Here is a 14,539-nt window from a genome sequence, read left to right as displayed (position 1 = left end):
AATATGGCTTCTCATAATGAATTGGGTATACTGGGGGAGCAATTGGCCCTGGATTACCTTGTTAAAAAAGGTTTTTCGATAAGAGAAAAAAACTGGCGGTTTCAAAAGGCTGAAGTGGATATTATTGCGCAAAAGGATGATATTCTGGCAGTTGTGGAGGTGAAGACCAGATCCAGTAATTTCTTTGGTGAACCTCAGGATTTTGTTCGGGATCACAAGATAAAATTGCTAACAAAGGCCATAGACCATTATGTGCAAACCGAAGATCTGGATGTGGAAGTGCGATTTGATGTCATAGGTATTGTGAAAAAAGACCTGGATACCAGCATCATTCATTTGGAAGATGCATTCTATCATTTCTGACTTTCTCTTTAGACGAATAAACTTGAAACGCCAGACTTATTCTATCTTGTTTCGAACATTGATTTTAATTCCTCAAAATCAAGGGGTTTAGCGAGAATCTTTTTATCTATATCCAAAACAAAATAAGTAGGAATTGCCGTAACACCATAATCTTTTACTTTTTGGCTCGACCATTTGTCAAGATCAAGAATATTGATAAATTCATTATAATTCCCGGTCATGGCTTCCCAACTTCCCTTTTCATCTTCAAGGCCGACAGCAACAACTTTTATATTCTCAATGCCTATGATAAATTTATAAAATTCAGGAATTTCCATCTGGCAATGAGGGCAATTTGAACTAAAGAATAAAAGAATATAGTAATCCGTACCCCTTAGAGCGTGCAGCGAATTGGTTATACCATTCTCGCTCCAGCTGAAATCAGGCGCAGTAATGCCAATAGCTGTTTTAAGGGTGGCGATTACTCTTTTATTGAGCTCACCACTTTGATATGTGGCAGGTAATTTTTTGTAATGATTTTCATTGACAAAGTTGATCATTTCAACATTTTCATTTAAAAGAAATACTTCCAGCAGATCACTTTCAAAACTGCCCAGCAATTCCATATCATCACCGATCCATTGCAATGCTTTTTCAATGGCATCTTTTTGAAGTTCATTCTCAGAATTTTGATCCTCTGCCTGGTTTAAATAAAAGACATAATCGTGCAGCCTGTCACTGACAAAAGTTGAATGGCTCAGTTCTTCATCTGACAGGTCCATATTATCGAAAAAATGCTCTTTAATAGCGTCCATATACCTATTAGGGTCTTTCTGAGGGCTTTCGGCATTGTATTGGGCACTGGCACTTATAAAATGGTTGGCGAGCATTCCCATCGATTCTTTTTCATACCTCGCTTGAACTTCATTTAATTCTCCCAAAAATTCCTTGTATTGTTTTTCTAATTCCAAATACCGGTTCTCTTCAGAGGATTTAAAATACAATACCTGGATGGAGTCAATCTTTTGCTGTTTTGATCGGATCTCCTTGTAATAGTTTTGATAAACATTGTTTTCTTTTGACTGAGAAAAAGAAAGGGAAATATCAGGATTGTTCGGATCAAAAGAAAATTCGACCTCCTCCTTATTGTAAATAAACTCTACGTACAAACTATTTTCAATTTGATAATAGGCCCTGTATATTCCTGAGGGTTCGCTATCATTGATCTCAAATTCAAACTGTCCTTCAACTACGTCGGCATTATCGATATATGTCTGATCTCCATTCTGCATTTTATACAACAGAATCCATGAATAGTCATGATCAGGATCAATCGTTCCCTTTATGGAAAATTGTGCTTGAAGTGAAAAACAAGTTATAAAAATGACGATATAGAAGATCTTCTTCATAAAAAATTTTTGGCAAAGGTACAATTTATCTGAAAATTGGATTTGATTAGTTCCAACGGGAAAATCACGGTTTATATTAGCGTCAATTAAGTATATTTGAGCAAAGCTAGTTTTGTGAATTTTAATGATAAAACCATATGGATAACAGGTGCCTCTTCCGGAATTGGAAAGGCTATGGCCCTTAGGTTTTCAAGGTTAGGAGCCAATTTGATTCTTTCATCAAGAGACTCAACTGCCTTGCAACTTGTAAAATCATCATGTGATCATCCAGACAAAGTATTTGTTTTGGAAATGGACCTTTTAAAGGCCGGTGATATGAAGCAATTGGTAGTGAAGGCCATGAGCTTTTTTGGCGCTATAGATATTTTGATTAATAATGCAGGGATCAGTCAGAGGTCGCTGGCTTCAAAGACCCTGCTGGAAGTCGACAGGAAAATTTTTGATATCAATTATTTTGGAACGATTGCTTTAACCAAAGCGCTGCTTCCCTTTTTTATTGATAAGAAACAAGGTCATATCGTGACTATTACAAGTGTTGTGGGAAAAATAGGTACGCCCTGGCGGTCTTCTTATTCGGCATCCAAGCATGCCTTACATGGTTTTTTTGACAGTATAAGAGCTGAATTGTTTAAGGATAATATTGATATTACTTTGATTTGCCCGGGTTTTGTCAAAACAAATGTTTCAATCAATGCCCTAACTGCAGATGGCAAAGAACAAGGAACAATGGATGAGGCCACGGCCAAGGGTTTGAACCCGGATCTTTTTGCAAAAAAAGCGATTAGATCCATTTATAAAAAAAGACAGGAAGTGGTTATAGGTGGCGCGCTTGAAGTCTTTGCCATTTATGTTAAAAGATATTTCCCCCTGCTGCTTTCAAAAATGCTGACAAAGGTAAAAGTGACCTGATTCTTACCGGTCTTATAGGTGAATAATAAGGATTGTGATGTGCTGGTTTCTCAGTTTATTTTTTATACTTTCTTGTTGGCACCTAAGCCCTATTTTTAGAGATTATGTTTTTATCTTTTATTAAGTTTTTACGCTTGACGTAATAAACAGCCAATACCACAACAGACATATAGAGTATCAATAACCAAAAGGTGTTCATGCTACCCGTGAACTCAGGTAAAATAAAGAGATAATTAAATGCAGCGTTCGCACCTATATGAACTAGAATAGAGGTAAGGACACTTCTTGTATAGTAATAAATCCAACTGATAAAAAGCGTTGCTAACAAGACCCAAAGTAAAAAGACCATGAAGTTCATTTGTAAAGGAACCCCTGAACCAATAAGATATGCCGGGAAATGCCAGCAAGCCCAAATTAACCCAAGTATGATACTCGAATATAACAGGTTGAATTTATTCATCAATTTAGGAAGTAAAAATCCTCTCCAGCCATATTCTTCGCCCAGCGCTATTAGTATGATGATTATAACCTGTGGTACTAACTGAGTAGTTCTTAAACTAAATGCCGAAACATCAAAATTCAGATTGGTGAGCACTGCAAAAGACGCAATAAGCGGGATTCCCAATAAAGAAAGAAGCAGCCATTTTATGCTTGTTCTTTTGATGGTTTGTTTTATGAATAAGTCGTGAATCCCTTTTCTCCCTTTTGTAAATGCTGTAAATAAAAGGGCCAGCAATGATGGTGTAAAAACAGTGAATATAGCTAAATTCGAGTTGTCAAATTTGTAAGAGATAAAGCATATGAGCGAACTCAAGCCCATAACAATTATGGAAAACAATATAATCTCTCTTTTTTCTATGATACCCATACTATGTATATGCTTTTATTCTGATCAACACAATCACGTGTTTTACGGATTGAATTGATTATGCCCTAAGATTTAAGTAATGTATCCAAATCTTCCTGAGTGAGATTTGTCTTTAACCCTATTAAAACCAATTCACTTCCTGAAGAGATCTCCAAAACAATTTCTTTGATCCTATCCTTCTTTTCAAGTGTAAAAAAAGCCAATTTATCATCGTCATCTTTCAACTTGACTACCTTTTCAAATTGAGACCTGTTGATGAATTTATTGAATTTTTTATTTTTTTCTTCAGCATTTTGTGAGAACACAAGTATCCTGATATGCTTGGCTTTTTTTAGTAAAGGTTTTATGTCTTCCACGTCCTCGTCAGGCAAAAAATTGGCGATCAGGGAACTGCTCAGTCCAAAGGAAAATTCAGAATCCTCCTGGTTGTTTTGATAAAAAGTATTAAACGAAGTATTGGTGGCGCAGGACGTGACAAAAAACACGGCAACTACTAAAATGATTTTTTTCATAAGAATTGATTTACCTTATGACGAATCAAAGCTTGAATTGTAACAAAAAATTTCTGAGATTAATTAGAATCGGGGTTTCCTCAGGGTTTCACTTTAGTGAAACCCTGGGTATTCCCGTTGGAAAAATTGTTAAAGCATTTCATTCGCTAAATTGGCTAATTCAGATCGTTCCCCTTTTTCCAGTTTTACATGGGCAAAGAGTGCTTTTCCTTTTAACCTGTCGATCAAATAAGTAAGCCCGTTACTGTGTTCATCCATGTAAGGGGTATCTATTTGATTTATGTCTCCAGTAAAGATTACTTTTGTACCTTCTCCGGCTCGTGTAATGATGGTTTTAACTTCATGCGGTGTTAGATTCTGTGCTTCATCGATGATAAAGATCGCATTGGTTAAACTGCGCCCCCTGATAAAAGCAAGTGCGGTTATGGTTAGAAGGCCTGATTCCTGCAATTGTTCCAGCACCCGACTCTTTTTCTCATTGGCCTTAAATTGATTCTTTATAAACGTAAGGTTGTCCCACAAGGGCTGCATATAAGGAGAGATCTTGTCTTCGGCATCTCCAGGCAGAAAACCAATCTCCCTGTTGCTCAGCGGAATGATTGGCCTGGCAAGAATGATTTGATCATATTTGTTCTTTTGCTCAAGGGCAGAGGCCAGGGCAAGCAAGGTTTTACCTGTTCCGGCAACACCTTCAAGAGCCACAAGCTTAATTTCATCATTTAACAAGGCATTAAGCCCGAAGGTCTGTTCAGCATTCCGTGGTTTGATTCCAAACACATATTTTTTATCAACTTTTTCAATAGCGTCGGTAATCCCGTTGTATCTTGCAAGAACAGAATTTGTACAATTATTGAGGATATAATAACCGTTGGTTATTTTTTCCTTACCCAATATACCTTTTTCCTTTATCTGATTTTTCTGATAGATATTTTGAATGATGTCTGCATCTATATTGTCGATAACGGGAAGCCCTTCAGAAAACTTTTTGATATTTTTTACTTTTCCCGTTTCATAATCTTCAGAAACCATACCGATGGCCTTGGCTTTTATCCTTAAATTGATGTCCTTGGTAACGAGAATGATTGTATGCTCTTTTTCCTCATTTTGCAGGGAGATTGCAGCATTAATAATCTTGTGGTCGTTTTTAGTATTTCCATAAATTTCCTCTGCATCCATTTTGTTCAAAGTAAGTTGATCCATGATGACTTTGATCTTACCTTTGTCCTCACCGAGTCCAATCCAGGTATTCAGACCTTTGCTTCCCGAAAGCTTATCTAAAAAACGGATCACTTCCCTGGCTTCAAAATTCTTGGTTTCGTTACCGATTTTGAATTGGTCCAACTCTTCAAGAACGGTTATCGGAATGGCGACATCATTCTCTTCAAAACTTGTGATAGAATTGTGATCAAATAATAAAACAGAAGTGTCTAAGACGTAAATTTTCTTTGTAATGTTTTTTTTCATATGTCTTTTTTAGGCGAGACCATATCAATTTTCCTGCAAATGGTTAATTTTTCATAGGCAGCTTTGCAATGGGCTGCTTCTAATTTTTTTAAAAAAGTACAAAAAAATAGGATTGGACAAAGTGTCAATCTTTAAAATATGACTCGACTTATCAACAAGAAATTAACTAAATGTCGAGAAGTGTCTCTAAGGCCTTTTCGATAGTGTCAATCCTGATAAAAGTAATCAACAGCCGAAGTCCTTTTTTAGTTTGTTTCTCTTTCATCACACAAGTCTTAGGATGCTGCTGGACATAGGAAAGCACCCTGGTAAAAAACTCACTCTGGTAAAAATCGCTTTGTTGGTCTGATAGAAAATAGCCTACCATTCTCTTCTGTTTTAAAATCACCCTCTCAAGGCCCAGGCTGCGGGCTGCCCATTTTAGTCTTACCGAATTAAGAAGATCAACAGCTTCAACAGGAAGTTCTCCAAAGCGGTCTACCAATTTCTTTTCAAAATTTTCTATCTCTTCTTCAGTCTCAAGATCACTTAGTTCTTTATAGAGGCTGAGCCTTTCAGAAATACTGCTGATATAATCATCAGGGAACAGAATCTCAAAATCGGTGTCAATCTGAACTTCCTTGACATATTCTTTTATTTGGTCCTCATCCTGATGGTAGAGTTCTTTGAATTCGTTTTCCTTAAGTTCCTGTATGGCCTCATTAAGAATTTTTTGATAAGTCTCGAATCCTATATCATTGATAAAGCCACTTTGTTCGGCACCCAGTAAATCTCCTGCACCGCGAATTTCAAGATCTTTCATCGCAATATAGAAACCGCTTCCCAATTCTGAATGCAACTCAAGTGCCTGGATTCTTTTTCGGGCATCATCGGTCATCATATGATAAGGAGGAGTGATCAAATAGCAAAAGGCTTTTTTGTTTGACCGTCCCACCCGGCCCCTCATTTGATGAAGATCACTTAATCCAAAATTATTGGCGTTATTAATAAAGATGGTGTTTGCATTTGGCACATCGAGCCCGCTTTCAACAATCGTGGTGCTTACAAGGATATCAAAATCACCATTGATGAACTGAAGCATGAGTTGTTCTAATTTTTTGCCTTCCATCTGGCCATGGCCAATACCCACCTTGGCATCCGGAACCAAACGTTGTATAAGGCCTGCAACTTCCTTGATATTTTCAATTCGGTTATGGATAAAGAATATCTGACCCCCTCTTAGGATTTCATAGCGAATCGCATCCCGAATCACCTCCTCATTAAATCGAATCACTTGCGTCTCTATTGGGTGTCTGTTTGGAGGAGGGGTTTTGATCACTGAAAGATCCCTGGCCGCCATAAGCGAGAATTGTAAGGTTCTGGGGATAGGGGTTGCGGTAAGCGTTAGGGTATCGATATTTTCCTTTATGGTTTTTAACTTGTCTTTTACTGCCACACCAAATTTCTGTTCTTCGTCAATGATAAGCAAACCAAGATCTTTGAATTTTACACTTTTGCTCACCAACTGGTGTGTGCCAATGACTATGTCTATGGATCCATCGCTCAACCCCTCTAAAACATCCTTGCGTTGTTTGGTTGTTCTGAACCGGTTTAAATAATCTATCCTCAGGGGGAAATCCTTTAATCTTTCCCTAAAAGTCTTAGCATGCTGAAAGGCCAAAATTGTTGTAGGCACAAGAATGGCGACTTGTTTTCCATTGTCAACTGCCTTAAAGGCTGCCCTGATTGCAATCTCTGTTTTTCCAAATCCAACATCTCCGCAAATCAACCTGTCCATAGGCTGATCTTTTTCCATATCTGCTTTTACAGCTTCTGTGGAACTCAGTTGATCGGGTGTATCCTCATAGATAAAGCTAGCCTCCAGTTCATGTTGTAAATAGCTGTCTTTTCGAAAAGCATATCCTTTTTGTAACTTTCTTTTTGCGTATAATTCGATTAGGTTATAGGCAATATGCTTAACTCTTGCCTTGGTTTTTTGTTTAAGGTTCTTCCAAACATTGGACCCCAGTTTATGAATTTTTGGAGCTTTTCCTTCCTTGCCGTTATATTTGGTTATTTTATGCAGGGCATGAATACTGATGTAAAGCACATCTCTTTCGCCATATACCAGTTTTATGGCTTCCTGCTTTTTACCTTCCACATCAATTTTGTGCAAACCTCCGAACCTTCCAATTCCGTGATCGATATGGGTTACATAGTCTCCAATTTCGAGATTCGTTAATTCCTTTAACTGGATAGATTGCTTTTTGGCAAACCCGCTTTTTAACCTGAATTTATGATAACGCTCAAAGATCTGGTGGTCAGTATAACAGGCTATCTTCAGGTCACGATCAGTAAATCCCTGATACAAGGGGTTTGTGATGGTCTCATATTCGACCTCCTTATCAAGGTCATCAAAGATGTCATGAAACCTCTTGGCTTGATTTTGATTATCGCAAAAGAGGTAATTGGTAATTCCCGCAGCAGAATTTTCATTTAGCGTTTCAATCAGCAGATCGAATTGTTTGTTGAATGCAGGTTGCGAAAGGGTGTTGAAGTTGATGCTTCTTAACGAGTCGGAGCGTGGTCCGTTTTCAATAAATACCGTTGAGAAATAGAGTAATTGTTCCTTTATCAAAGCACCTGTGCAGAAAAGATCTTCAGGATCGCTGTGTTTGATCTCTCCTTTAAGATTTTTAAAAGCTTCTTTTGCCTTGGCAAACAACTTATCGAGACGGTCGTTGTTCAATTCGGAATTTTTTATAAAAACCACAGTCTTGGAGGAGATATATTTAAGAAAACTTTGCCTCTTTTCTTCGAGAAATTTGTTTTCTACATTGGGCATGATATCGATCTTGGTCAATCGGTCTACTGAGAGCTGTGTTTCTAAATCAAAGGTTCTGATGCTGTCAATTTCATCACCAAAGAATTCAATTCGGTAAGGTTGGTCGTTCGAAAAGGAATAAACGTCGATGATACCGCCTCTTATAGCAAAATCGCCCGGGTCAATCACAAAGTCAACCCTGTTGAATTTGAATTCATGTAAGAGGTCATGGATAAAATCGAGGGAAAGTGAATCACCTACTGCCAGTTTTAAGGTATTTCTTTTTAATTCACTTTTAGTAATCACCTGCTCGAAAAGGGCATCAGTATAGGTTACAATAAGCGCAGGTTTTTTCTGAGAATTGATTCTGTTCAGAACTTCGGCCCTCAGAAGAATATTGGCATTGTCTGTATCTTCAATTTGATAAGGCCTTCTGTACGAACCCGGGTAAAACAGTACATCATCTTTTTTATTTCCTTTTTCGGCGTCCAAAAGTTGTTCGAGGTCATTTAAATAATAAGCCGCCTCTTCCTTGTCATTGCAGATCATTAACAAGGGTTTCTGGATCTCCTGATACACCGATGAGATCACCATGGACAATGATGATCCTGCCAAATTGGTAATTTCAATTTGTTTATCACCACCTTTGACGGCCTTGACAATGTCTTTGACCTTGTCAAACTTTTTATAAAGATCAGCAATAACCTGCTTACTCAAGATAATGTGTTTTGGGCAAAGATAAGTGTAATGGATCAGATAATTCAATGAATTTTCAATGAAAACCTGCAATATTTTAGTCGATATTTCGTATCTTTAAACATCACCATTAATAGCTGTTTTATGGGTATTTCTGATATTTATTTGGGCATTGGTCAACGTAGGAACATCAGTCACTTTGCAAATATTGTTCGCATTGCAATGTCAGACAATGAAATCTCACCTGAAGAGATAGCATTTCTAACGAGGATATCAAATAAGTATAATATTTCAGAAGAAAATTTTAAGGAGATTTTAAAGTCTCCCGAAAGTATTCCCACAATTGCTCATATCAACTGTATTGAAAGAATTGAAAGATTGTATGATCTGTTAATTATGATCAGGGCAGATCACCATATCCAAACTGAGGAGGTCTCTATGTTGAGAAAAATTGCAACGGGCTTGGCTTTCCCTCTTCATGAGGTAGATCGAATTGTTGATGAAGCCATTACCATTGATACCGATTCAACTGATGTAGAATCTTTTACAAAAGCCATATTGAAGATCTTACGTCATAAATAGATGTTTTTTCATGTACCAGCCGGTTGTGATCATGCTTATTGTGATTTTAATGCGGCCAATAAATATCATTAGGGTATGTTCTAAAAGTGTATAGTAGCCATCCTCTTTCCTTCCATATTTTCGTTAGAAATCCAGACAGGTATATTTTCCGCTTCTTTTTAAAAATATGCAGTCACATTGTTTTTTTTATAAGCATAAGGTCAAATAATCACAAATATTTAGACAAATCTAAAATTATATTTATATTTGCAAAAAAAATAGCATGTATTCACAGGCAGAGGAGAATTATTTAAAGACGATCTATGCGCTTGAAAAGGATTTTTCAAATGAAGTAAGCACGAATCTGATCGCGAGTAAAATTAAGACCAAAGCTTCTTCAGTAACCGATATGCTAAAGAAACTAGCAAATAAGGACCTTGTGATATACAAGAAATACCAGGGTGTTTACCTTACTGAATTAGGTAGGTTGAGCGCATTAAAGGTCATTAGGAAGCACAGGCTGTGGGAGTCTTTTTTGGTTCAAAAGCTTCAATTCAACTGGGATGAAGTTCATGAAATAGCAGAACAACTGGAACATGTAAAATCAGAGCTCCTTATCAACAAACTCGATGCCTTTTTAAGGTATCCTAAACTCGATCCTCATGGAGATCCCATCCCGGATGCACACGGCAGGATCATTTTGAGTAAAACTATGAGCATTTCAGATATGAAGATTGGTTCTGCCGGGACCTTAGTTGGCGTAAAGGATTCATCCGCTACGTTTCTGAAATACCTGAACAAGAAGAATCTTGCTTTGGGAGATAAAATCAAAGTCATCGATATTGAACCTTTTGATAATTCCTATCATATTGAAACAAAAACACACAGGTTGGTAATTACGAGCAATGTTGCTGACAACCTTTGTTTAAAAAATGTCAAATAATGACCTATAATCCACAAATTGCACTTTTAATTTTTATAGGATCCTCCTTGCTGATCTATGCTTTTTTCCGGCCTGTAAAAGGTTGGTTTTGGGTCTTGAAGAACAATTGGCAATCAAACGAAAAGACAGTTATGGAAGATATCCTGAAGCAGCTGTACCGTTTGGAGAGTTACGGTGCTGAGATAGACATCAGTGCGCTTACCAATTCCCTTAAAACAAAAGATAGCCATGTGATACAAGCCATCCATAAGATGTCGGTCAATGAGTTGGTTAAGGTTCAAGGTGATTTGCTTCAATTGACAAAAGAAGGCAGGCAATACGCCTTAAAAATAATTAGGGTACACAGGTTATGGGAAAAATACCTTGCAGAAAAAACTGGATTTGACAAATCTGAATGGCATGACAGAGCTGAAGAAATGGAGCATATTTTGAGTTTGGAAGAAACAGATATTTTGGCTGATGAATTGGGAAACCCGATGTATGATCCTCATGGAGATCCAATTCCCAACACCCACGGAATGCTAAAGGAAATTGAAGGAGAACCCTTATCATCCTTGTCGGTTAACAGCATCGGAAGAATTGTCCATATAGAAGATGAACCAGACGTTATTTACAAACAAATTCTTGCCGAAAATATTCATATAGGCTCCATCATCAGAGTAGAGGAAAAAAGCAATGAACGCATTGTTTTTTATGCCGAGGGAGAAGAATTCATCCTGGCTCCTATCGTTGCAGCCAATATTACTGTTGCCGAATTGAAAAAGGATGTTGTAGAAGATGAAGACACCTTCAGATTGTCCAGTTTGCAGGAAGGTGAATTAGCAAAAATAGTCGGTATGTCAAAGGAAAGCCGAGGAGAAAACAGAAGGAGATTACTGGATCTTGGGTTTGTAAAGGGGACGGAAATAAAAATAGACCTGAACAGTCCAATGAAAAATCCTGTGGCCTATGCGGTAAAAGGTACGAGTATAGCATTGAGGAAGGATCAGGCTTCAAAAATTCTTATCACTAAATTAGAGTCATGACGAAGAAAATAGATAAGGCATGTGATTCTTGTGTTCATTATAATTCTGATGGGCTTAAGAAACTTGGTGTCGACACGAGTAAGTTTGATTATGTAGTCGCTATTGCCGGGAATCCTAATACGGGGAAAAGCACCGTGTTTAATGCCTTGACAGGATTACGTCAGCACACGGGTAATTGGCCGGGAAAAACCGTTGCCAGGGCAGAGGGGGCATTTTCTTATGCCGATAAAAAGTTCAAATTGGTTGACCTTCCGGGTACTTACTCGCTCCTGTCAACTTCTCAGGATGAAGAAGTGGCCCGAAATTTTATTCTTTTTGGTAAGCCGGATGTGACAATTATCGTGGCGGATGCTTGCCGTCTTGAACGAAACCTAAACCTTGTATTGCAGATTCTGGAAATTACAGATAAGGCTGTTTTGTGCCTTAATTTGATGGATGAAGCCGAAAGAAACGGGATTGAAATTGATACGAGAACCTTGTCTCGTGAATTGGGAATTCCCGTTGTTGCAACAAGCGCAAGATATCAAAGGGGTATCCCTGAACTTATTCAGACAGTTGATGAAATCGCTGCTGGAAAACTAGTTTGCAAGCCCAGAAAAATAAAGAATGTTCCGGAAAAAATACTAAAGGCAGTGACTGAATTGAGCAAAGAAATAGAATCAGAATTTCCAAATATTCCCAACAGTCGTTGGATAGCCTTCAGGTTGCTCGAGGGTGATAACCGGATTATAGAGGCTTTAAAAACAGGAGAATTGATTTAATATGGAAAAAAGAACTGCTCATAGAATTTTAAGCTTAACCAATGAACTACGGTGGAAGATTGGTGAAGATTTTCACGATCGACTTGCCGAGGGAATTTATGCGGATGCTTCTGATATAGCAAAAAGCTCTGTTATCAGTACTTCAGCAAAAAACAGATTTAGGATCGATCGAAAGATTGATGAAATTGTCACGAGCAGAACCTGGGGGTTTCCCATCATGTTGTTGCTATTGGGCCTTGTGCTTTGGCTCACTATTATAGGAGCAAATTACCCTTCTGCGATGCTCGCAAATATTCTCCTGGACAACTTTCACCCCTTTCTTAAAAATTTATCTGCCACTTTAGGGATACCCTGGTGGATTGATGGATTTTTGTTAGACGGTGTATACCTGGCGGTAGCCTGGGTGATCGCGGTGATGCTTCCTCCAATGGCTATTTTCTTCCCTTTATTTACTTTATTGGAGGATTTTGGTTATTTGCCCAGGGTAGCCTTTAACATGGACAACCTTTTTAGAAAAGCAGGAGCTCATGGGAAGCAAGCCCTTACCATGAGTATGGGATTTGGTTGTAATGCCGCGGGGGTTGTTGCCACTCGAATTATTGATAGCCCCAGAGAGCGGCTGATCGCGATCATCACCAATAATTTTTCACTATGCAATGGTCGCTGGCCGACCCAGATCCTGATCGCAACAATTTTTGTTGGAGCTTTGGTTCCAAGTTCTTTTTCAAGTTTAGCTTCGTTACTGGCGGTAGTCGGAATTGCTGTATTGGGAATTGCCTTTATGTTTTTGGTTTCCTGGGGACTGTCCAGAACAGTTCTCAAGGGAGAAGTTTCTACTTTTAATCTGGAATTGCCACCTTACCGACCTCCAAGATTTTGGAAAACAATATACACCTCTCTGATTGACAGGACAATGATCGTTCTATGGAGGGCAATTGTTTTTGCCGCACCAGCAGGGGCCGTTATCTGGTTGATCTCGAATATCCATATTGGTGATGTAAGTTTGGCGGCATGGTCGGTTCAAAGCATGGATGGATTCGGATTTTTACTGGGACTAAACGGAGTGATACTTTTGGCTTATATTGTTGCTATCCCAGCCAACGAGATCGTTATTCCAACGGTGTTGATGTTAACGGTTTTGGTCACGGGTATGTCAGGGGGAGAAGGTGCGGGAGTCATGTTTGAATTGGATTCTATTTCAGATACAGGGGAGGTTCTAAGGGCAGGAGGATGGACCTTGTTAACAGCGGTCAACCTTATGCTGTTCAGTTTACTTCACAATCCATGCAGTACGACCATCTATACTATTTATAAAGAGACCAAAAGCACAAAATGGACTGTGGTGGCCTCAGTGCTTCCTGTGATCATGGGTTTTATAATCACTTTTTTAGTGGCGCAAATCTGGAGGATATTCTCCATGTAAAGAATCAGGCCGAATTTAATTTAAAAGACTAAACAAAACCCATTTCCATTCAAATGAAAAAACTCAATGTAATTATTTTAGGTATTTTTTGCCTTAGCTATACGGTCAGTTTTGCTCAGAAAATAGTTACTGACAGGCCTGATCAGACAGAGAGCTCGTCGACGGTTCCTAAAAACAGTTTACAAATCGAAAGTGGCATGTTGTTCAGGTATGCAGAAGAGGGAGAAATTTCTTTACGTGAAGTAGCAATTCCGAGCACTTTGTTTCGCTATGGAATTTCTAAAGGATTGGAAATAAGAGTCGTGAATCAATATGTGAATATAAAGGAGGAAAATTCGGGTAAAGAAATTTCCGGGATTACTGACCTCGAAGTAGGCGTAAAAATTCAGTTGTTAAAAAAGGAAAACAAAAACACTGAAATTGCATTTTTGTCTCATATGATTCTCCCTACCGGAACGAAGGAGGTCTCTTTTGAAAAAGTGGGAACGATAAATAAATTGAGCATCTCTCATCAGTTAGGGGATAAGGTCGGTTTAGGATATAATGTCGGCTATAACTATTTTGGGATTGAGAACGGTTTTCTGACCTATTCGTTGGCGATAGGTGTTGAAATTAACGAAAGGGCCGGATTATATGTGGAGCCCTATGGTGATATAGGGATATTTAACGAACACTTAGCTAACATTGATGCCGGATTTACATATTTGTTGAAAGACAATTTCCAGATTGATTTTTCATTCGGGACGGGCCTGAATTATACCATGAATTATATTTCTGCTGGATTTAGCTGGAACATTGCCCCAAAAGAGAATTGATATAAACG

Annotated in this window: 11 protein-coding genes and 1 pseudogene; 7 read left to right on the top strand and 5 right to left on the bottom strand. The window is 38.2% G+C overall.

Annotated features, from left to right (window positions below):
• The first annotated feature begins 3 nt into the window (after window positions 1-3).
• Window positions 4-363: a YraN family protein gene (locus tag AABB81_RS12195; protein WP_342160827.1), complete on the top strand. Its 360-nt coding sequence runs from the start codon at window positions 4-6 to the stop codon at window positions 361-363.
• 41 nt (window positions 364-404) lie between these two features.
• Here the strand turns inward: AABB81_RS12195 and AABB81_RS12190 are convergent, their stop codons facing one another.
• Window positions 405-1,751 (bottom strand): thioredoxin-like domain-containing protein, encoded by a 1,347-nt coding sequence (locus AABB81_RS12190; RefSeq protein WP_342160826.1) that lies wholly within the window; start codon window positions 1,749-1,751, stop codon window positions 405-407.
• A gap of 96 nt (window positions 1,752-1,847) precedes the next feature.
• Here AABB81_RS12190 and AABB81_RS12185 point away from each other — a divergent pair, with 96 nt between their 5' ends.
• The gene (locus tag AABB81_RS12185; protein WP_342160825.1) at window positions 1,848-2,660 is read left to right on the top strand and encodes an SDR family oxidoreductase; all 813 of its coding nucleotides are present in this window, start codon (window positions 1,848-1,850) and stop codon (window positions 2,658-2,660) included.
• A gap of 82 nt (window positions 2,661-2,742) precedes the next feature.
• On the opposite strand, the gene AABB81_RS12180 is transcribed toward AABB81_RS12185, so the two are convergent.
• From AABB81_RS12180 to mfd, 4 genes are all read right to left on the bottom strand, one after another.
• Complete coding sequence (locus AABB81_RS12180; protein ID WP_342160824.1) at window positions 2,743-3,528, bottom strand: CPBP family intramembrane glutamic endopeptidase; 786 nt, start codon at window positions 3,526-3,528, stop codon at window positions 2,743-2,745.
• Window positions 3,529-3,593: 65 nt separating this feature from the next.
• On the bottom strand, window positions 3,594-4,040 hold the full coding sequence (locus tag AABB81_RS12175) for a DUF4252 domain-containing protein (RefSeq protein ID WP_342160823.1): 447 nt from the start codon (window positions 4,038-4,040) through the stop codon (window positions 3,594-3,596).
• A 129-nt stretch (window positions 4,041-4,169) separates the two neighbouring features.
• Entirely contained in the window at window positions 4,170-5,504 is a 1,335-nt protein-coding gene (locus AABB81_RS12170) for a PhoH family protein (protein ID WP_342160822.1), read from the bottom strand.
• A gap of 166 nt (window positions 5,505-5,670) precedes the next feature.
• Window positions 5,671-9,024 carry a transcription-repair coupling factor gene (gene mfd / locus AABB81_RS12165; protein ID WP_425287343.1) on the bottom strand — a complete coding sequence of 1,118 codons (3,354 nt, stop codon included), beginning with the start codon at window positions 9,022-9,024 and terminating at the stop codon, window positions 5,671-5,673.
• Window positions 9,025-9,147: 123 nt separating this feature from the next.
• On the opposite strand from mfd, the gene AABB81_RS12160 reads away from it, so the two are divergent.
• The 5 genes and pseudogenes from AABB81_RS12160 (at window position 9,148) to AABB81_RS12140 (ending at window position 14,531) form a co-directional block, all read left to right on the top strand.
• Window positions 9,148-9,585 (top strand): TerB family tellurite resistance protein, encoded by a 438-nt coding sequence (locus AABB81_RS12160; RefSeq protein WP_342160821.1) that lies wholly within the window; start codon window positions 9,148-9,150, stop codon window positions 9,583-9,585.
• A 262-nt stretch (window positions 9,586-9,847) separates the two neighbouring features.
• Window positions 9,848-10,507, top strand: a complete 660-nt coding sequence (locus AABB81_RS12155; protein WP_342160820.1) for a metal-dependent transcriptional regulator — start codon at window positions 9,848-9,850, stop codon at window positions 10,505-10,507.
• The gene (locus AABB81_RS12150; RefSeq protein ID WP_342160819.1) at window positions 10,507-11,532 is read left to right on the top strand and encodes a metal-dependent transcriptional regulator; all 1,026 of its coding nucleotides are present in this window, start codon (window positions 10,507-10,509) and stop codon (window positions 11,530-11,532) included. Before AABB81_RS12155 ends, AABB81_RS12150 begins: the two co-directional genes overlap by 1 nt.
• Window positions 11,529-13,716: pseudogene (gene feoB / locus AABB81_RS12145) on the top strand (ferrous iron transport protein B). The gene AABB81_RS12150 and the pseudogene feoB overlap by 4 nt, the downstream one beginning before the upstream one ends.
• A 53-nt stretch (window positions 13,717-13,769) precedes the next feature.
• Window positions 13,770-14,531: a transporter gene (locus AABB81_RS12140; RefSeq protein ID WP_342160818.1), complete on the top strand. Its 762-nt coding sequence runs from the start codon at window positions 13,770-13,772 to the stop codon at window positions 14,529-14,531.
• Window positions 14,532-14,539: the final 8 nt, after the last annotated feature.

The sequence above is a fragment of the Lutimonas vermicola genome (genome assembly GCF_038433205.1).
Classification (GTDB): Bacteria; Bacteroidota; Bacteroidia; order Flavobacteriales; family Flavobacteriaceae; genus Lutimonas; species Lutimonas vermicola.
This window is presented reverse-complemented; position numbering and strand designations above follow the sequence as displayed.

Excerpts from the sequence above, each read along its gene's own strand:
- AABB81_RS12155 (WP_342160820.1), top strand. The coding sequence starts at position 9,848 with ATGTATTCACAGGCAGAGGAGAATTATTTAAAGACGATCTATGCGCTT.
- AABB81_RS12160 (WP_342160821.1), top strand. The coding sequence starts at position 9,148 with ATGGGTATTTCTGATATTTATTTGGGCATTGGTCAACGTAGGAACATC.
- AABB81_RS12140 (WP_342160818.1), top strand. The coding sequence starts at position 13,770 with ATGAAAAAACTCAATGTAATTATTTTAGGTATTTTTTGCCTTAGCTAT.
- AABB81_RS12190 (WP_342160826.1), bottom strand. The coding sequence starts at position 1,751 with ATGAAGAAGATCTTCTATATCGTCATTTTTATAACTTGTTTTTCACTT.
- AABB81_RS12195 (WP_342160827.1), top strand. The coding sequence starts at position 4 with ATGGCTTCTCATAATGAATTGGGTATACTGGGGGAGCAATTGGCCCTG.
- AABB81_RS12180 (WP_342160824.1), bottom strand. The coding sequence starts at position 3,528 with ATGGGTATCATAGAAAAAAGAGAGATTATATTGTTTTCCATAATTGTT.
- AABB81_RS12175 (WP_342160823.1), bottom strand. The coding sequence starts at position 4,040 with ATGAAAAAAATCATTTTAGTAGTTGCCGTGTTTTTTGTCACGTCCTGC.
- AABB81_RS12150 (WP_342160819.1), top strand. The coding sequence starts at position 10,507 with ATGACCTATAATCCACAAATTGCACTTTTAATTTTTATAGGATCCTCC.
- AABB81_RS12170 (WP_342160822.1), bottom strand. The coding sequence starts at position 5,504 with ATGAAAAAAAACATTACAAAGAAAATTTACGTCTTAGACACTTCTGTT.